The organism is Hyunsoonleella jejuensis (assembly GCF_900111025.1).
GTDB classification, from domain to species: Bacteria; Bacteroidota; Bacteroidia; order Flavobacteriales; family Flavobacteriaceae; genus Jejuia; species Jejuia jejuensis.
Map to the genome: position 1 here is coordinate 666172 of NZ_FOFN01000003.1, position 19979 is coordinate 686150.

Sequence of the window (19979 nt, forward strand, 5' to 3'; positions counted from 1 at the left end):
CTGAAACAATCATTAAGGTTAGTGCTGCTATTTTTTTAACTTGCATCAAAAGTAAGTTATGCTTAAAATAATGGTGATTAATGACGAAACTTATTGAGGACAAACTAGATAAAATTCCAGTAATAAATATCTTAGTTAAGTTTTTAAAACAAATTAAACTTCCAGGTTTTGAAGGGTTGTCTATTTACGACCTATTGGAGCTTTATATGATGGGTATAGTGAAAGGGGCACTTACAACAAGAGCTAGTGCAATCGCTTTTAGTTTTTTCACTGCTATTTTCCCTTTTCTGCTCTTTGTTATTATTCTTATTCCTTATGTACCTATTGATAATTTTCAAAATGAATTTTTAGATTTCTTAAATTCATTTCTACCACCACAAACTTCCGATTTCTTTTTTTCAAATATTTTTGAAAATATAAGTGGAGGAAGCGCTGGGGCGGGCTTAATATCTTCGGTGTTTTTACTTTCAATGCTCTTAATGGCAAATGGTGTTAATGCTGTTTTTTCTGGTTTTGAAAATTCCTATCATGAACAATTAACTCGAAATGTATTTCAGCAGTATATGTACGCATTGGGTATTGCATTAATACTGGCCGTTCTAGTGATGCTTACTGTAGCTGTTTTTGGTTATTTTCAGATTTATATATTAGGGCCTATTTATGAAAGTTTTAGTGGTGAAGTATTAGCTGATGAAAAAGGTTTGGGATGGATTATCTTTGCAAAGTACATGTTCTTTATTATCATGGTGTATCTCGCAACCGCAACACTTTACTATTTTGGAACCAAAGAGGGTAAGAATGCACGTTTCTTTTCTATTGGAGCCTTACTCACCACATTGTTAATTATTCTAACCTCTTATTTGTTCGGTATTTATATCGATAATTTTTCAAAATATAATGAACTATATGGTTCTATAGGCGCCTTGTTAATTCTTTTATTATATCTATGGCTAAATGCAAATATTTTATTATTAGGTTATGAATTAAATGCCTCTTTAATTTTTTTAAGAAAATTTAGAAATAATGAAGAATAGATTATTTATCATGGTATTGTTTTTAGTGTGTTACAGTGTTGATGCTCAAGACATTTTTGGCAAATGGAAAACCATTGATGATGAAACAGGAGAGGCAAAATCCATCGTTAATATTTATAAAGAAAATGGTAAGGTGTTCGGTAAAATAGTTGATATTGTAAATCCTGAACGTAAAGATGCCATTTGCGATAAATGTGAAGGCGAGGATAAAAACAAGCCCATTATCGGTTTTGTGTTAATTAGAAACTTACAGAAAGATGGTCGCTATTATGAAGGCGGTACTATTTTCGATCCTCAAAAAGGAAAACAATATAAATGCCGAATAGGTCTAGATGCTGATAATGAAGATTTACTTCAAGTTAGAGGTTATGTGGCCTTTTTCTATGCTACGCAATATTGGGAACGTATTAAAGGATAACTAAAACATAACGCCTCAATTTGTCGCACTTTATCGATGTCATATTACCAATTCCACTTCAGAAACTATTCACGTATAGTATAACTTCTGCTGAAGCTGAGTTTCTGAAAGCCGGAATGCGCGTTTCTGTACCTTTTGGAAAAACAAAAATATATACAGGAATTGTTTATAGGATTCATAATGAAAACCCATTGATCTATGAGGCCAAAGACATTCATCAAATTTTAGATGAAGCGCCTCTGGTAACCTCTATTCAGTTGAAATTTTGGGAATGGCTTGCTAAGTATTATATGTGCACCTTAGGAGACGTCATGCGAGCGGCGCTGCCAAATGCGTTTATTTTGGAAAGTGAAACTATATTGACCAAAACAACTCAACAACTTAATGATGAAGATTTAAAGGATGATGAGTTTTTAGTATATGAGGCGTTGCACCATCAATCTTCTTTAAAGGTGCAGGATGTGATAAGTATTTTGGACAAGAAAAGCGTGCTTCCGGTTATTAAACGATTAATTGATAAAAATGCTATTTCAGTTCAAGAAGAGGTTTTTGAAAAGTATAAACCAAAGTTGGTGCGTTATGTAAAATTGAATTCAAACTATACTTCAGAAGAGCGTTTACAACATCTATTGGAAGATTTGAGCAGAGCACCAAAACAGCGGCAAGTGGTGATGACCTTGTTCATGCTATCCTCAAAACATAAAAAACCTATAAAAGTTTCAGAATTACAATCGGAAAGTGATGCGTCTTCGCCTATTATAAAAGCTTTAATTGATAAGGAGATTTTAGAAGAATACCATATTCAAACAGATAGGGTAGTGTATTCAGGTGCAGCGAATGAAGCTTCAAAACGGTTAAATGAGTATCAAGACAAAGCGCTTTCAGAAATAAAATCAGAATTTAAAACCCATCATACTACTTTATTGCATGGGGTGACATCCTCCGGAAAAACAGAAATTTACGTAAAGCTTATTGAAGATGCGCTAGATAAGGGAAAACAAGTGCTTTATTTGTTGCCTGAGATTGCTTTAACCACACAATTAGTTTCTAGGTTGCAAAATTACTTCGGGGAAAAAGTGTCTATATTCCATTCCAAATATTCCTCTCATGAGCGCGTTGAGGTATGGAATAATGTTTTGAACAACTCCCATAAAGCCCAAATTGTACTTGGGGCTCGTTCTTCAGTGTTGTTGCCATTTACAAACCTTGGATTAATTATTGTCGACGAAGAGCACGAACAGTCCTTCAAACAATTTGATCCTGCCCCGCGGTATCATGCAAGAGACGCTGCAATTGTTTTGGCGCACATGCATAATGCTAAGACGTTACTAGGTTCTGCTACACCTAGTTTAGAAAGCTATTTTAATGCACAACAACATCGCTATGGTTTTGTAGAATTAAAGCATAGGTACAATAATGTATTAATGCCAGAAATTGAGTTGGTAGATATAAAGGATAAGCACAAGCGCAAACATATGAAAGGCCATTTTAGCGACAGATTAATCGAGGAAATGGAAGAGACACTTTCAGAAGGACATCAAATTATATTGTTTCAAAACCGACGCGGATTTTCGCCGATTATCGAGTGTAATACGTGTGGGCATGCACCGCAGTGTCCTAATTGCGATGTCAGCTTAACGTACCATCAATATAGAAATCAGTTGCGCTGTCATTATTGTGGTTACAATACGGCGATGCATAAAACATGTAATGCTTGCGGAAGTCCAGAGTTAGATAATAAGGGTTTTGGTACAGAGCAAATAGAAGAGGAGGTAAAAGTATTGTTCCCAGAGCATAATGTAGCGCGTATGGATTTGGATACTACCCGTGGGAAATATGGTTACGAAAAAATAATTACGGCCTTAGAACAACAAGAGATTGATATTTTGGTGGGTACACAAATGCTTACAAAAGGACTAGACTTTAGAAATGTAAAATTGGTAGGGGTAATGAATGCGGACAATATGCTGAATTTCCCAGATTTTAGAGCACACGAACGTAGTTTTCAATTAATTATGCAAGTTTCTGGTAGAGCAGGAAGAACGGATAAGCGCGGAAAGGTTTTGGTACAAACCTATAATCCGTATCATAATATTTTGCAGCAAGTATCTTCTAACAATTATGAAGCGATGTTTAAAGAGCAAATGGATGAACGGTTTAATTATAAATATCCGCCAGTTTACAAACAGATAAAAATCACCTTAAAACACAAGGATTATAATAGGGTAGAGCAGGCTTCTATTTGGTTAGGCAAGTCATTACGGCAAGTGTTTGCACATAATGTCTTAGGACCAGAGTCGCCACCTGTATCAAGAATTCGTAATCAGTTTTATAAAAATATCTTGGTAAAAATCCCTAAGAAGCAATCCTTATCAAAAACAAAAGAAGCTATCATTAAAATAAACAATAGCTTCTATAGTATAAAAGATTTTCGGTCGGTTAAAATAATTTTAAATGTCGATAATTATTAGTTTAAATGTTATTTAACGCATCTACCAATTGTGTCTTTTTGTTTCGGCTTAACGGAATTTCGTAAGCACCAACCTCCACATTCTTACTGTTAAATCTGTCAATTTTATCAAGATTTACAATATACGATTTATGGATTCTTAAAAATTTGTTTTCTGGCAATTCTGCCTCAAAAGCTTTCATTGTAGATAATACAACCAAGCTTGTTTCTTCGGTAACTAATTTTACATAATCACCAAGAGCTTCTATCCACTTAATGTCCTTAATGTAAACTTTACGTTTTTTAAGATTACTCTTTACAAAAATATGCTCACCTTCTTCCTCATGGAAATCTAGTGTTAATTTATGTTGTTCTAGAGCTTTTTCAACAGAAGTGTTAAAACGTTCTTTGGTAATTGGTTTGTGTAAATAATCGGTAGCATCGTAATTAAATGCTTTAAAAGCATATTCGGTTTTACCGGTTACAAAAATAATTTGGGGTTTTTTGTTCAATACGTCTAGAAGTTCAAAACCATTTAGCACTGGCATTTCAATGTCTAAAAAGATTAAGTCTACTTGATGCGTATTTAAACCATTTTTTGTTTCGAGTGCGCTACTGTACTCAGCTATTAAGTTTAGTGAAGGGTGATTTTCTACTAACTTAACAATGGAGAGACGTTGTATCGCTGAATCGTCTACTACTACACAGTTTAAAGTCATAACATTTTATATTATTTCGGTTAAGATATCGACAATAGTACGATAAATTCCGCTAAAAACCAAAAATCATCGGTAAAATACATATTTTAACACAATATTAACAACTTGAACTTACTGTTAATTTAATCTTGAGAAAGTGTTGTAATATAGTAAAAAATGGTTATTTTTGCAGCCAATTTTTAACAATAAAATAGATTTTTATGAATCATTATGAAACTGTTTTCATCTTAAATCCCGTTTTATCTGATGATCAGATAAAGGAAACAGTAAAGAAGTACGAAGATTTTCTCGTTTCTAACGGTGCTAAGATGATATCCAAAGAAGATTGGGGGCTTAAGAAATTGGCATACCCTATCCAAAACAAAAAAAGTGGTTTTTATCACTTATTTGAGTACCAAGTTGCCGGTGAGGTAATTGATGCACTAGAAGTTGAGTTTAGACGTGATGAGCGTTTTATGCGTTACTTAACTGTGAAATTAGACAAGCACGCTGTTGCTTGGGCTGAAAGAAGAAGAGAAAAACTTAAAGCAAAAGCATAATTATGGCAACTATTGAACAACAATCAAAAGGCAAAAAAGACGGAGAAATCAGGTATTTAACTCCGCTTAATATAGAGACAAATAAGCAAAAGAAATATTGCCGTTTTAAAAAGTCTGGTATCAAGTATGTAGATTATAAAGATCCAGATTGGTTATTGAGTTTCGTCAACGAGCAAGGTAAAATTTTACCAAGACGTTTAACTGGTACATCTTTAAAGTACCAACGTAAGGTGTCTGTTGCTGTAAAAAGAGCACGTCACTTAGCTTTAATGCCATACGTAGCAGATTTATTAAAATAAAACAATCATAACAATGGAACTTATATTAAAACAAGACGTTGAAAATTTAGGATTTAAAGACGATGTTGTAACGGTTAAGAACGGTTATGGTAGAAATTATTTAATTCCTCAAGGCCATGCAGTTATTGCTACGCCTTCAGCTAAAAAGGTATTGGCAGAAAACCTAAGACAAAGAGCATTTAAAGATAAAAAATTAATTGAAGATGCTAATAAAACTGCTGAGGCTATAAAAGCTTTAGATATTAAAATAACAGCTAAGGCTACAGAAGGTGCTTCGGCTGGCGATAAATTATTTGGTTCTGTAACTAAGTTAGATTTAATTGAAGCTTTTGAAAAAGAAGGACACTCAATTGATAAAAAGTTTGTAACAATAGTTGGTGGAAACATTAAGCGTTTAGGACAGTATAATGCTGTTGTACGTTTGCATCGTGAAGTAACTTTCGAATTTCCTTTTGAAGTTATAGCACAGGCTTAAATAAGTTATCACAATAGTTTTATAAACCGTTTAGATATTTTCTAAACGGTTTTTTAATTTAACACGCACTATGCAAAAGCTACTTTTAGTTCTAATGTTGTTTATTTCCGTTTCTTGTAAACAGAACGATAAACAAGATGCTCGAAACGAGTTAAAAATAGAAGAAACAAAAACTTCTGCACTTATAGAACGTTTTAAGTACAACCCTAACGACATGCCTTTAATTAGTGTGCATAGGGGAGGAAAAGGATTAAAGGGTTATCCAGAAAATTGTTTGGAGACCTTAAAGTATATCAACGATAGTATTGATGCTATTTTTGAAATAGATATTGCAAAAACTAAAGACGATGTTTTGGTATTGATGCACGACAATACTTTAGAAAGAACATCAACAGGTGAGGGTAAAATTACTGATTATACGTTTGAAGAATTGCAAATCTTTAACTTGGAAGATGATTTCGGCAACGTAACCAAGTTCAAAATTCCGCTCTTTAAGGATGTTTTAGTTTGGGCAAAAAAGAATGCTGTTGTTTTAACACTAGATATTAAACGCGGGGTTGATGTTGAGCGTATTGTAGAGCTGATTAGAGCTGTGGAAGCTGAAGATGTTTCAGTAATTATAACTTACGATTTAAAGCAGGCGGAACACGCCAATGCTATTGCACCAGAATTATTATTATCGGTTTCTGCCAGAAACAACCAAGAATTTGAATGGTTGCTGCATTCTGGGATTCCAACAGAAAATATGATAGCATTTACAGGTACACGGCTGTCCGCAGATTCGCTTTATACAAAAATACATGGTTACGGTGTAAAAACGATGTTAGGCGCTTTAGGTAACCTAGATAAACAGGCTGAAGCCAAAAGTGATTCACTTTACAGAGTTTGGGTGAATAAAGGTATAGACGTAATTGCTACCGACAGACCTTTTGCAGTGGCAGCGGCTATTCATAATTAAAACATTATTTTTACGAGGCAATTAATTTAAAAAGATTCCCGCTTTCATGGGAAGTTGGCATGAAATATTCAAGACTTACAAAGGAGCAATTTGAAGAATTACATCAAGAATTTATTAACTTTTTAGCAACACAATCCATTACTGCTGATGAGTGGACAAACTTAAAAGCAAACAAACCTGAAGTCGCTGAAATGGAATTGGATGTATTTAGCGATTTAATTTGGGAAGGCGTGTTGAACAAAGCAGAATATTTAGAGCACTTTGCACCACAGCACATGTACCTGTTTCACTTAGATGAAGACAACATGCATGCCATTGTGGTAAACGTAAAGTACGAAGAGGTAGATATCACCACAAAAGAAGGCTATAACTGGCTTCGTGAAAATTTAATGGATGAACGTGTGGAATTTTTACAAGCAGATAAAGCATATACGGAAGATAAAAACCTAGACAAATTTAAGATGATTGAGCAAGGTGCTTCTATTACTAAAGGAGACTTATATCGTTATTTTTATAATTTAATAAATTAAGTACGTTCATTCCTGCGTAGACAGGAATCTATTTTAGTAATAATCCTTTATTTTTGTTATTCCCAAATTAATGCGGAATCCATTATTTCAAACTAAAAATAACCTCTGCGTTGGCAGGTATATAATATGGCTCAAAAACCAAGCACACCAAAAGGTACAAGAGATTTTAACCCAGAACAGGTAGCAAAACGTAACTACATTTTTAATACCATTCGCAATACGTTTGATACTTTTGGCTTTCAACCCATTGAAACTCCAAGTTTTGAAAATTCCGAAACGTTAATAGGAAAATATGGTGATGAAGGTGACCGTTTGATTTTTAAGATTTTAAATTCTGGTGATTATTTAGCTAAAGCAAATCAACAAGCGTATTCTGAAAAAGACTCAAATAAGTTAACTTCAAGTATTTCAGAAAAAGCGCTTCGTTACGACCTTACTGTACCATTTGCAAGATACGTAGTACAGCACCAAAATGAGATAGAATTCCCTTTTAAGCGTTACCAGATACAACCGGTTTGGCGTGCTGATAGACCCCAAAAAGGACGTTTTAGAGAGTTTTATCAGTGCGATGCCGATGTGGTTGGAAGTGATTCGCTATGGCAAGAAGTAGAATTTATTCAATTGTACGACAATGTATTTTCAGCTTTAAAACTAGATGGTATTACTATTAAAATAAACAATCGTAAAATATTGTCTGGAATAGCTGAAGTGATTGGTGCAAGTGATAAATTGATTGATTTTACAGTAGCGCTTGATAAATTAGATAAAATAGGAGAGGAGAAGGTGAAACAGGAAATGCTAGATAAAGGTATTCCACAATCAGGTATCGAAAAATTACAACCTTTATTTTCATTATCTGGTAATTTTGAATCCCAAATTGAAAGTTTAAAAACCATTTTATCTACTTCTGATGAAGGACAAAAGGGTATTGAGGAATTGAGCTTTATAAATAATGCAATTTCAGAATTAGGTTTATCTACTACAAAACTACAGTTGGATGTAACTTTGGCTCGAGGTTTAAACTATTACACGGGTGCTATATTTGAAGTTGCTGCTCCTGAAAATGTGAAGATAGGTTCTATTGGTGGTGGCGGTCGTTACGACGATTTAACAGGCATTTTTGGCATGAAAAATATGAGCGGTGTTGGCATTAGTTTTGGTTTGGACCGTATTTATTTAGTACTTGAAGAATTAGATTTATTCCCAGAAACTGTTTCAAAAAACATTGAAGTGCTATTTATTAATTTTGGTGATAAAGAAGCATTATTTAGCTTAAAAGCTATTAAAAAATTAAGAACAGCAGGCATTAATGCGGAACTTTATCCAGATGCTGCTAAAATGAAAAAACAGATGACACATGCTGACAGACGCAATATTCCATTTGTAGTTTTGGTAGGTGAACATGAAATTAGTTCAAATACCTATACTTTAAAGCACATGAAAACTGGAATGCAGGAAAATGTTACGCTAGAGTCCTTAATATCTGAAATAAAAAAGAAGTCCTGAAGATCAATTCAGGACTTGAAATAGTAGATTTGCGATATTGTGACTAACTCAAATAACTATTGTATCGATACTTTTTTTGCTATTTCCCCTAATTCGGTTTCTAGCTTTATGATATAATTTCCAGTAATATTTCTCGGTACTTTGTATGCAATTGTTTGTTTTGAAGAATTCGTCTGTAGCTTAAACAATGATTGCCCCAGAATGTTAAATAATTCAACGGACTTAACGGTTTGCAATGATTCGTTTTTAATAATAATGCTATGCTTTTCATTGGAAAAGAATACATCTAAATCATTGATAGACCTTTGGTTTTTATTACTTAGCGTTTGGGGTTTGGAAAACGTAATTTCAAATCTATCTGTATATTCTCCAGCTTCTAGGTATGCTTCGTATTTCGATTGTTTTAGGTCGTGATAGCGATTTAATTCTTTATCATGTAAATAAATTTTTAGATTTTGGGTAGGGTTTTCTATTTCATCAATACAAATGCTATTTAAACCTGTTTTGTCAGTATGTAAGCCCAAGGGTATTGTTGTAGTCTCATTTATAGTTTCAACAGCTTGAATTAAGTATTTCTCATTGTTAAGCATCCAGTACATATCGTCAATTTGAGTGTCAATGTATTTGGAATCGTACCCCCAATCTATTCCAGAAGTTGCATTTTCATCGACAGTTATAAGCAGTTGCCTCTTTAGTGCGTTTACAGAATTAAAACCAATTCTAAGTTTCATTCTAGTATCTTGGTCGGTAACAATCTTACTTTTATCATAAGTATTATTCTTACTGATTTGTGTACTTTTAGTTGAACTATCTAAATGGAAAATACGCTGCCCATTATTAAAGTTTATAATACCATCGGTTTCTGAAGTTATATAAAAGCCTTGACCTGCTGGGATATATCTATTTGGTATTTCTATTGAGTTTTCATTTGGGAATATATCAATATTATCGTTCCCTTGGGTTGCTGCAGGTAATCCGCCAGATAGCGAGAAGGTAGCATAACCGCCTTGATAATCACTAGCTACATGCGAACCGCCGCCCCAATGTTTCCAAAAATATAATGTGCCATTGGTTACACCTAAACCGTCTGTTCCTGATTTGTTGTCTAAAAGAAATTGTACAGCATCAATGGCGGACGGATATGGGTTTCCTAACAAATAGTCGTTTCCAGCGTTTACTGTTAAGTTTATCTCTCCATTATTTGGTTTCCCTTTTAGAACGTAATTTTGTTTGTCATTAATATTACCAGTTCCTGGACCTTTCATGGTGAAGCCTTCTCCTGGAGAAATCTCTCCTGTACTTCTTATATGTTGCCATGACGCATAATTATCACTTAATTTATTACTGAATTTCCATATCCAATAATCGGCTATTCCTAATGGTATTTCTGATCCATCATAGCCACTTGTTAAAAACGCAATATCCGCAAACACATCATTAACAGTATAATTATTGTTATTTGAAATATTATTTTGTGTACTCACTGGAGACGACCAGTAATCATAGGTGTATTTATCGGCAGTACCGGTTACATCTTTTTCTAAAACCCCTGTACTATGTGCGTCTAAGGTGCTGTTTTTGGTCTGTATAAGCTGGGAATCTCCTTCTAATTTTAATTTTCCATCAAGTTTGAGGTAATAGGTATTGACCAATGCAGAACTATTTTTTACTGTTAGTGCTTTACCTTCATTTATAATAAGACCAACAATATTCGTGCTCTGTTCTACTTCTAAATTACCCTGAACATCTACTATGGCATAGTCTGAATTTGTACTGGGGATATCCCAAATGTTACCATATTTCCAACTGGTAGGGTTATTCCAATTCCCATTGGTTGTATTAGTAATGTAAGGTAACGGTGCCGTAGTTTCCTGATAAGTATTCGCAATCATATTATGCAATACACCATCTCTGTTATACTTTGAACTATCAGGGGTATGACCTGTATTATTAATATCCATTTTGTAATACAGTAATACATCTTCCCATAGTAAATCGCTTATAGTTTTGGGAATTAGGGCGCCTTTTATAGTTCCATTATCATTCTCAATTTGTTGATTTATTTGAGCATATATTTGCTCTAGATTAAGTGCTTTATTAAAAACCCTAACTTCATTTATGGAGCCTTTATAATAATTGTTTTTATATTGTGCATTTCTGCCTATTTGAAAACTATAATTGTCATTCCATTCAGAAGTATTGATAATAGTCGTATTAGAGATTGAATCGTCATTAAAACTCCAAATTTTATTTCCGTTTAAATACAATTCACATACTCCTATTTTACCATTGTAAAGAAATGCTATGTGTTGCCAAATTTCTTTTTTTATTTTACTTTCATCGGTATTTGGAGTGACAATACTTAAGCCTGTATTGGTTTTTAAGAATCCTGTAAGTCTATTGTTTTCGTCAATAGAAAGCTTAAAATTGGGTTGCCCCATAATGTCTCCGCCTGCAAAGTTCTCATCAATCTTAATCCAAGACATCATAGTCACTTCATTTCTGCCTCCAAGAAAAGAAGGAGTGCTTATGTAATCGTCTTCACCATCAAAATCTAATGTTTGCGGTGTACAAAAGCTAAAATCACCTATTCCTGTAGCATGTGGCTTATTTGGTTCGCAAGCTTCACAATCTTCCCAAAGAATTGTGATACTGGTAATAAAATTATCGTCTAAAAAATTAACGCCAACTATTGGGTTTTCTTCAGAGGTTAAATTAGAAACCGCATTCACAGTTCCTGTTGTATTATCTGTGGTGTAAGACGGTGAAGGAGAATTTGTAAAATTAGGATAAATAGTATTTCCTAAAGTGTTTTTAGCGGTAATTAAATATTTATCACCGTTTTCATTATACATGTTTACATGATGAATATCAAAGGATAAAGCATATATAGGTTTGCTGAATGTTACGGTGCATGTAATTCCTTCGTTAGTAAATCCATTGGTTAATAAGTCTATACCTTTATAGAGATAACTTGATTGTGTACCTATTTTAGGAGTTTGTCCAGCCCAAAACCCTAAAGTACTAGTCTCTCCAGTAAATGCAATGCTAATATCTACATCAGAGTTGTCTACATTCGTGAATGTGTTTGAAAGGGATCCTGCAGTCCAGCCATATTCGTTTGTAGTTTGAGGGTAAGTAGACCATTTTAAAACGAAATTATTGCCGCACTCGGGTGTATTATGAAGTTGAGCAAACGCTTTTGTGGTATAAAAGCTGAGAGAGGATACCATCAAAAGAATAAGAGCAAAATGCTTCATGGTTTGGTTGTTTCGTTGGGTATATACCTTTTGTAAATTAATACTATCCTTGACTTAATAGCGGTGTTTATTTTATTTTTAACGATGAAACGTATAAAAAATCGATAAAAAACACTAGAGCAATACGTTTTATTAAAAAAAGTTGGAACAGTTTTGCCATATGCTCCAACTTTTATGTTTTTCAATAATAGCTTTATTACTCAACTATAATTTTATGAGATATTGATTTTTCGTCATTCAAATAAGTTTTTACCACATATACTCCAGTGGAAAAGTTTTCTATTTTGTGCTTAATTACGCTGTCGTTAGCATTAATATCGAAACTTTTTAATGACTGACTTAACAAATTGAAGATTTCAATTTTCCTTACAAATCGTTGTTTAGGATTTTTAATTACCACGTCACTGTCGTTGTTGTGGTAAACTACCTGCACATCTTCAAATTCAACATCTTCTGTACTTAGTATTGCACTAGTGCCAAATGTAATTTCAAATCTATCTTTATACGCTCCGGGTTGTAGGTTGATTGAATAATCACTTTGTTTTAAATCATGATAAGTATTTAATATTTTATCGTGTAAATAAATGTTTGTTTCGTTATCAATATTTATTAGTTCATTAATTCTGATAGTTGCATCGCCTGCTTTAGAGACTTTTACTCCTAAAGGTAATACTTGGTTCTCGTCAAAATTAGTAATTGCTTGAATTATAAGTGGAACGTCATTAAAATTCCAGTACATATCTTCAGAACCAACATCAAGTAGGAGCGCATCGTATCCTAGATCAAAGTTACTCGACGCATTAGTATCAGCACCTAGAAGTAATTCGCGATGATACCCATCTGGAGAATCAAACATCAACCTTACTTTCTGTCTCTCATCCTTTGTTTCAGAAGTATTATTTTTTGCTTTTGAACTTGCGTTTTTCATGAAAATGGAGCCTGTATTGGTACCAGTAACAGCTTCACGTTGAAAAACTCTTTGACTATTTTTAAATAGTATATCTCCACCAATAATTGGTTGTGATAAACCAGTTAAACCCGGATCATTCACTGCAGAAACAAAGAAACCTTGCCCAACAGGAATGTAGCGCTCTGGTCGTTTAGTACCCGACACATAAGTTGCATTAATTCTGGCATCACTTGATATTGCTAGAGTACCACCAAGTAAAGTATATACTGCATAACCACCTTCATATTGCCCTAAATTATGGGTATTATCAGAGAAATGATCCCAAAAATAAAGAGCACCATTTATTACATTGCCGTTTGTGTTTCTTCCGCCTGCACCCAATTCAAGATTACTTAAGTTATCTCGGATGAATTCATCTGCATCAATAGCTGATGGATAAGGATTACCTATTAAATAATCATTATCCACAGATATTTCTAAACTAAAATCTCCATTATTTGGTTGTCCAACAAACTCATAGTTTTGTTCTGTAGTGGCAACACCTGGACCTTTCATCGTAAATCCTTCACCTACTGATATCATCGTTGTACTTCTAGCATGTTGCCATTGCGAATAATCGTCGTCCGGTAAATCTGTGTATGTCCAAATCCAGTAATCTGCATTTTGAACTGGAGATGCGGTACCATTGTAGCCAGAGGTTATAAAACCGACGTTATTGAATATGCTTGCTACTGCATAATCGGCATTACTAGTAGTTGATACTGGCGAACTCCAATAATTATAAATATAAGTACTTGCTACACCTTGTTGGTCACGTTCTAGTGTTCCTGCACTAGTATTATCAAAATCACTTCTGTCAGTTTGTACTAATTGCGACTCACCTTCTAAATCTAGTGTACCATCAATTTTCAAGTAGTGCGTTACGGTTAACCCTATACCTTCGTTAGCAGCTGTATCTCCATTTACTTGTAAATCACCGCTATTAATTATTAGTGCTTCTACAGCACAATCTCTAGTTCTTGCTGCTGTAGGGGAGGCTCCAAGGTAAGTATCATGATTAATTTCTACAATATTCCAGTCTATCGGTGTAGTGCCATCTACTATAGATAAGGCATTTGGTAAGTCTATAACCGCATTGTTTAACCAAGTACCAGCAGCGTCCCATGATCCTGAAGCCTGAGTTCTGTAGGGTAGAGGGGCAGTTTGAAAGTCTACTGTATTTAGGTTTCTAAGTGCGCCTTGAATGTTGTTACCAGACATATCATCGGTGTTAGTGTAAGTATAAACAGACATCGGGTAATATCCTGCTAAATCTGTCCATGGAATAGCGCTAATTTCATTATTTGTTATTGTAGTAGGAATAACGTCTCCGTATTCTAACGCCAAGGTGCTATCGTCAATAATTTCTTGGTTCATAATATACCTTAATTGCGATACTGAAAGAGCCGTATTCCAAACTCTTACTTCGTCTATGTTTCCAGCAAAATAGTCGGTTGTATTTGGATCAAAACCATCTGCAGCAGCAACTAGAAACTTTTGTGATGTTGCCACTGGTGCAGGTAATGCAGCTGAAGTGTCTTCAACACCGTCAATATACAGAGTTGCAGTGCCTCCGGAATAAATTATTGCTACATGGTGCCATTTGTTTTCTGGTATTGCAACTGACGATGTTACCGTCGCTGCAGCACCATTAACTGTAAATGCTAATCGCCCTGAGCCGTTAATTCGTAAATCATACCCTTCGGTATTTGCCGCATTTCTTTTTGATATGATAGAAGCATTTGTAGTACCCGCATCTCTTTTAATCCAAGCAGACATGGTAAACTCAGTAGGATTTAAGTCTAAATTATTTTCCATATCCATATAATCCACAACACCATCAAAATATACTGAGCGTTCTACCACAATTTGTGGGGCATAGCCAAATGTTATGTATTTTGTACCATTAAAGTTATAGTCTGTTTCAAGATTACCACTACCATCTGGAGTCATTACTCGGTAGTCTGCAGTGGGGTCGAAAACGCCCGTATTAGAGATAAACATGTAGTAACTTCCTGGAGGAGTTATATTTCTTATGGCATTTTGAGGAATTCTCACTTTGCATGAAGGAATATCACCACCAGTTTCAACTACCTTCCAAGTACGTTGCATTGAAACAAATGATACCGGCGTTGATAAACCGCTAATTCCTGAACTCATATCTACAGCAATAGCAGTGGCTGCTAAGTTTAAATCAGCCCCATTACTACCCCACATTAAAAATTCTCTATCATTAAAATTGGTGGCATTGCTCGTTATATTATCACTATTGGTATCGTAAATATCTGTTAAACCAATAGTTAACACGCCTTCAATTGGCCCTGTACCATCTGTGGCATCGTTACTGCTACTAGATTGTTTCTGGGTTAATTCTGATGCGTCATCTCTTCCAATTCCCGCTACATCGTAATTGTAACCACTATTAGCGCTAGTGTCCCATATTACGGTATTTTGAGAATCAATGTAATCTCTGTCGTTTAGGTTTACCGCTGTAGCACTACCAGTATCATGAAGTGTGATGCCGTATTTTATACAAAGTGCTGATAAAATTTTATGTTGATCTACTGAAGAATTAGCCTGAGAATAACTTAATACTTCAGCTATTTTTCCATCAAAGAAAGTATCAAAAGGATGTCCGTTGATTGAAATTCTACCACTTCCTAAACAGAAATAAGAATTTAGATATTCTATAAATGGAAGTGGATCATATGGGGAACTTGATACTTCACCGGTAGCATTATCAATTCTAATACCATTTTTATAAATTTCTGTTGAAGTGTTAGTTGCATTGTTTTTTATATTGAATATAATAACTTCATTATCATAAGAGTCTGTCGCACTAGAGTATGTTCTACCCCAAGACCCATCCGTACCTAAACCAGCTAAACTTGTAGGTACAGTACTTACCATATGGTTAACCATAGAATTATAATTCTGAAATCTTTGTGATCCAGCACCAAAATAAAGACCACTACCATCACTATGCATCGTTTGAGTGGCATGTCTTCCTGAAATTGGGGATTGAGTATTAGATACTTGATAATCAATTACGCCATCAGTTTGTATTACGATAAAATATTCTCTAGCGTAATAACCACCCTTACCCTTCATTACATCTTGATTTGCTTTAACAAAATCTACGTAAGGGTTAAAGTTGATATTATTTGTAGTACTATTGTAAAAAACAGGACTATTTGTAGTAACACTCTCCGCGTGGTTATCTTGTGCCTGATCTGTCCATGTAGCAATATCAGCACCATCAGCAGTTGTTCCAATTTCTGAATCTGCTTTTAACCATAGTTTTAAATTGTTTGTTACACCACCAGGCGCATAAGTTGGATCTGCAAATGGCGTGTAGGGGTCACCCTGAATAAATACGTTATCAAAACAAAATCCATCTCCGTTTGATGTTTGGGATGCAAAATACACTCTAAATTGAACAGTTGGTTGGTTGTCTAAGGCAGAAGGTAGAGCAATACTACCTTGATAGAAGTTGTTTCTTCCAGCTACAGCAGTAGTAATATCACCATTTCCACTCCATCCATCAACACTTCCTAAGGCATTAACACCCGTTGCATTATACCAGTTATAACCAGAACCTGACGCTCCTAAGGTTGTCCAAGTTGAACCATTGGTAGAATACTGAATTAAGGCACCGTCATTGCTATCTGTATTAAATCTTACATCAATTTTAAACTCGAGGTTATAGTATCCTGTAAGGTCGATTACTGGACTCGTTGCGTAAGTTGCTGTATTATTAGCGTAATTATTATAACTGTTAGTATACCAATAATTGGCTTCTCCCACTTCCGTAGCATTAGTGCCATATGCAAAAGTAGAACCACTGCCAGCATTACTCATTGTCCAACCTCCATTGTCATTATCAAAGTTCTCATAATAAATGGTGTACGTTGGTGGACCAGTTATACCAGTTCCTTGAATATCAAACGTATATGGGTTTTCATCACTATCGTTATTAGCAATACTTACAGTTGCAGTTCTAAGTCCAAGTGCTGTAGGGTCAAATGTGATTTCAAAACTTGTACTACTGCTTCCTGCGATAGTAGATGAAGGAATTGCAGTTAATGTGAAATCCCCTGGATGAGCCCCACCAATTGTTACGTATGGAGAAGCTCCCGTAAGGCTTAAACTGGATACTGTACCTAAGTTTTGAATGGTAAACGTATTTACATTATTACCACTAGCAACTAAAACACTACCAAAATCTGTATCATCACTTATGTCAGGTGTAGTGTCACCATCCGCAATATCTACTCCGTTTCCTTGAATATTTATCTCTTGTAGAGTTGTAATTCCCGTACCCTGAATATTAAAATTGTACGGGTTTTCGTCTGAGTCATCATTAGCTATACTTACGGTAGCGGTTCTTAAACCTGTTGCACTTGGGTTAAACGTTATGGTAAATGTAGTCGTTCCAGATGCGGTTACTGTCGCTGAAGGATTTGCGGTTAATGTAAAATCAGCTGCGTGGGTACCCCCTATAGTAATATAAGGAGAAGGATCGGTTAAATTTAATGTACCTGTGCCTGTATTTTGAATAGTGAACGTATTAGCGTTTGTGCCAACTGTTACATCAACATTACCAAAGTCAGTATCGTCCAAGGTACTTGGTGTTATATCATCATCAATAATAGTATTACTGTTTCCAACAATATTAATTTCAGGTGCAGCTAAAGTTGTTGTAAGCCCACTTAAATCTACAATTTGAATTTCATGAGACATAGTATTGTTATTCCTATGTGCCCAATGGGCTGCTTGAGTAGTCGAATTTAAATAATAGTTTCTCCATCCTCTACCGTATGCTGTTCCACCACCACTTGATATTGAAGAACCAATAATTAAGGCTTCATTTATACTGGAGAGACCTGCACTGGATATGTCAATAGTTGTTTCATTAGCAGAATTACTTGTATTTTGAAAACGTGTTACATTAAGACCAGTATTAGATAGAACATGCACAAAATGCCTATTTGTACCATCAGAATCATGATTGCCATCAAAAGTCCAGTCAACACTTTGATTATTAGAGCCAGGATCTATTAATGGCCAATTATCTGCAATGGCGTCATTGGTTCCACTGGCACCAGTATCTCCTATGTGATGACTAAAAATAACGGCATCGTTCCAAGAGCTTACATTAGTAGCACTTCCAGTGCCATCAGAGCCGTTTCTTAAAGTGATAGTTCCAGTATCTGAGGCGTTACTGCCCGAATCGCCATGAAGTACTGTCCAATTAGTACCTGTAAACTCGACTAAAGTTATATAAACGGTAACGTTATTATCATTTGAGCCTTTTAATACCCTCATGGTTGTGGCGTTTTCTAAATAGGCTATTGCGGTACCAGAATCAGCATCGTCAGTAGTGGCATTATTCAGTATACCAGTAATAAATGGAATACAATCATTAGCATTGGTTACTCCTGCTATAGCTTGTGTAACACTATTGGTTGTTCCGTTTAATGATACCGCATAGCGCCCTCTTACGATCATTTCATTATCTCCCGAAGCTGGTCCAACGTATTCCCAGATAGATGTATTGAATCTTGTATTTGAGGCAATGGACCCAGATTCCCTGTAATATGTTAGAGTTCCAGTGCCAGTTAATCTTCTGGCTCCAGATAAGTCATCGCCCTCCAAATTACCAGGACCACCATTAACGCCTGCATGTGTTTTTCTGTTGTTGTTTGCTAAAGCTACAGCATTACTTAATGCAGACACCGCTGTAAAACTAGTGTTGGTTCCACCGCCATTGGCAACATCATCTTGAATGTGCTGTACATTAAAGTCTGCGGTTTGAGAGATCAGACTGGGTGAAAATAGAATACCTACGATAAGTATACTAAACCTTAATAGAAAAGTAATTTTTTTCATAAGAGGTTAAATTTTAGTTTGGGGACTAATTATTTAAGCACCAAATGTAACCTATAACTCCATGAAATACAAAAATAATCGATGAAATACAATAATAAAATGTAAATTATTGATTGTCAAATAGTTGAAATTTTTAAGTTTTAAAGTGATTTTTATAAGGATTTTATAAAAAATGAGGTTGAATTTTATAAAATTCAACCTCATTTTAAGTTCTAATTTTATTTAGAATTTAATAAGCTGTTTCATCATTGAGAATCCAGTTTCTGTATTTATAATTTTTATTATATAAGGAGCTTGATCTAATTTATCTAAGCCATCTACCCTTATTTTATTATTAGAACTTGAGTATTTTCTATTTATAACTAGCCTACCATTTATATCGAATATCTGAATACTAAATTCGGTATTACTAAAACTTAAAGGTAAAGTGATATTGATATTATTACCAAATGGATTAGGCGTTACATCTATATCTTGGAATTCCAATTCTTCTTTTTCTAATGTGATATCATCTTCACTACCTCCGCCATCTCCACCGTCGTTACTGTCTTCACTGTCTACGCCATCGCAATCTTGATCAATACCATCATTCGATATTTCTGATGCACCTGGATAGATTGTGTTATCATTATCATCACAATCCGGAGTAGCAGGCGCTACAAGCGAATACCCAACAGGCTGCTCACAGGCGGTTACAGAACTTACACTTCCGAAGTAGGTATCAGAATCATTATCCACACCGATGTACCAAGTTTGACCAGGGAACTCATCGGCATCATTATCATCACAATCCGGAGTAGCAGGCGCTACAAGCGAATACCCAACAGGCTGCTCACAAGCGGTCACCGAACTTACACTACCGAAGTAGGTATCGTTATCATTATCCACACCGATGTACCATATTTGACCAGGGAACTCGTCGGCATCATTATCGTCACAATCCGGAGTAGC

The 19979-nt window shown here is 35.0% G+C and carries 13 protein-coding genes; 9 read left to right on the forward strand and 4 right to left on the reverse strand.

Going from position 1 to position 19979, the window contains the following annotated elements; all coding sequences use genetic code 11:
* The first annotated feature begins 80 nt into the window (after window positions 1-80).
* Genes BMY39_RS12730 through priA form a run of 3 tightly spaced genes read left to right on the forward strand, consistent with a single transcriptional unit; the run spans window position 81 to window position 3923 of the window.
* Window positions 81-1034 carry a YihY/virulence factor BrkB family protein gene (locus BMY39_RS12730; protein ID WP_092580216.1) on the forward strand — a complete coding sequence of 318 codons (954 nt, stop codon included), beginning with the start codon at window positions 81-83 and terminating at the stop codon, window positions 1032-1034.
* Window positions 1024-1452 (forward strand): DUF2147 domain-containing protein, encoded by a 429-nt coding sequence (locus BMY39_RS12735; protein ID WP_092580218.1) that lies wholly within the window; start codon window positions 1024-1026, stop codon window positions 1450-1452. The genes BMY39_RS12730 and BMY39_RS12735 overlap by 11 nt, the downstream gene beginning before the upstream one ends.
* Window positions 1453-1472: 20 nt before the next feature.
* Entirely contained in the window at window positions 1473-3923 is a 2451-nt protein-coding gene (gene priA, locus BMY39_RS12740) for a replication restart helicase PriA (protein ID WP_092580220.1), read from the forward strand.
* A 1-nt stretch (window position 3924) separates the two neighbouring features.
* Here the strand turns inward: priA and BMY39_RS12745 are convergent, their stop codons facing one another.
* Window positions 3925-4620, reverse strand: a complete 696-nt coding sequence (locus BMY39_RS12745; RefSeq protein WP_092580221.1) for a LytR/AlgR family response regulator transcription factor — start codon at window positions 4618-4620, stop codon at window positions 3925-3927.
* A gap of 200 nt (window positions 4621-4820) precedes the next feature.
* On the opposite strand from BMY39_RS12745, the gene rpsF reads away from it, so the two are divergent.
* The 6 genes from rpsF to hisS all read left to right on the forward strand — a co-directional run bounded on the left by rpsF (window position 4821) and on the right by hisS (window position 8927).
* Complete coding sequence (gene rpsF / locus BMY39_RS12750) at window positions 4821-5159, forward strand: 30S ribosomal protein S6 (RefSeq protein WP_092580223.1); 339 nt, start codon at window positions 4821-4823, stop codon at window positions 5157-5159.
* Window positions 5160-5161: 2 nt separating this feature from the next.
* A complete protein-coding gene (gene rpsR, locus BMY39_RS12755; protein ID WP_092580225.1) occupies window positions 5162-5458 on the forward strand; it encodes a 30S ribosomal protein S18 in 297 nt (98 codons plus the stop codon).
* Between the two features lie 13 nt (window positions 5459-5471).
* Window positions 5472-5933 carry a 50S ribosomal protein L9 gene (rplI, locus tag BMY39_RS12760; protein WP_092580230.1) on the forward strand — a complete coding sequence of 154 codons (462 nt, stop codon included), beginning with the start codon at window positions 5472-5474 and terminating at the stop codon, window positions 5931-5933.
* Between the two features lie 70 nt (window positions 5934-6003).
* Window positions 6004-6891 carry a glycerophosphodiester phosphodiesterase family protein gene (locus tag BMY39_RS12765; RefSeq protein ID WP_092580231.1) on the forward strand — a complete coding sequence of 296 codons (888 nt, stop codon included), beginning with the start codon at window positions 6004-6006 and terminating at the stop codon, window positions 6889-6891.
* Between the two features lie 59 nt (window positions 6892-6950).
* Window positions 6951-7421: a DUF6495 family protein gene (locus BMY39_RS12770; RefSeq protein WP_092580233.1), complete on the forward strand. Its 471-nt coding sequence runs from the start codon at window positions 6951-6953 to the stop codon at window positions 7419-7421.
* A gap of 126 nt (window positions 7422-7547) precedes the next feature.
* Window positions 7548-8927, forward strand: a complete 1380-nt coding sequence (gene hisS, locus BMY39_RS12775; RefSeq protein WP_092580235.1) for a histidine--tRNA ligase — start codon at window positions 7548-7550, stop codon at window positions 8925-8927.
* 56 nt (window positions 8928-8983) lie between these two features.
* Here hisS and BMY39_RS12780 read toward each other — a convergent pair whose 3' ends face one another.
* The 3 genes from BMY39_RS12780 to BMY39_RS12790 all read right to left on the reverse strand — a co-directional run.
* Entirely contained in the window at window positions 8984-12187 is a 3204-nt protein-coding gene (locus BMY39_RS12780) for a LamG-like jellyroll fold domain-containing protein (RefSeq protein WP_092580237.1), read from the reverse strand.
* 196 nt (window positions 12188-12383) lie between these two features.
* Window positions 12384-19028: a choice-of-anchor D domain-containing protein gene (locus BMY39_RS12785; RefSeq protein WP_092580239.1), complete on the reverse strand. Its 6645-nt coding sequence runs from the start codon at window positions 19026-19028 to the stop codon at window positions 12384-12386.
* Between the two features lie 222 nt (window positions 19029-19250).
* Window positions 19251-19979: MopE-related protein (locus BMY39_RS12790; protein ID WP_143064777.1), on the reverse strand; the 729-nt coding region annotated here is incomplete at its 5' end.

Bases quoted from the DNA above. Each gene is read 5' to 3' on its own strand.
- BMY39_RS12730 (WP_092580216.1), top strand. From the start codon at position 81: ATGACGAAACTTATTGAGGACAAACTAGATAAAATTCCAGTAATAAAT.
- BMY39_RS12735 (WP_092580218.1), top strand. From the start codon at position 1,024: ATGAAGAATAGATTATTTATCATGGTATTGTTTTTAGTGTGTTACAGT.
- BMY39_RS12745 (WP_092580221.1), bottom strand. From the start codon at position 4,620: ATGACTTTAAACTGTGTAGTAGTAGACGATTCAGCGATACAACGTCTC.
- rpsF (WP_092580223.1), top strand. From the start codon at position 4,821: ATGAATCATTATGAAACTGTTTTCATCTTAAATCCCGTTTTATCTGAT.
- rpsR (WP_092580225.1), top strand. From the start codon at position 5,162: ATGGCAACTATTGAACAACAATCAAAAGGCAAAAAAGACGGAGAAATC.
- rplI (WP_092580230.1), top strand. From the start codon at position 5,472: ATGGAACTTATATTAAAACAAGACGTTGAAAATTTAGGATTTAAAGAC.
- BMY39_RS12765 (WP_092580231.1), top strand. From the start codon at position 6,004: ATGCAAAAGCTACTTTTAGTTCTAATGTTGTTTATTTCCGTTTCTTGT.
- BMY39_RS12770 (WP_092580233.1), top strand. From the start codon at position 6,951: ATGAAATATTCAAGACTTACAAAGGAGCAATTTGAAGAATTACATCAA.
- hisS (WP_092580235.1), top strand. From the start codon at position 7,548: ATGGCTCAAAAACCAAGCACACCAAAAGGTACAAGAGATTTTAACCCA.
- BMY39_RS12780 (WP_092580237.1), bottom strand. From the start codon at position 12,187: ATGAAGCATTTTGCTCTTATTCTTTTGATGGTATCCTCTCTCAGCTTT.
- BMY39_RS12785 (WP_092580239.1), bottom strand. From the start codon at position 19,028: ATGAAAAAAATTACTTTTCTATTAAGGTTTAGTATACTTATCGTAGGT.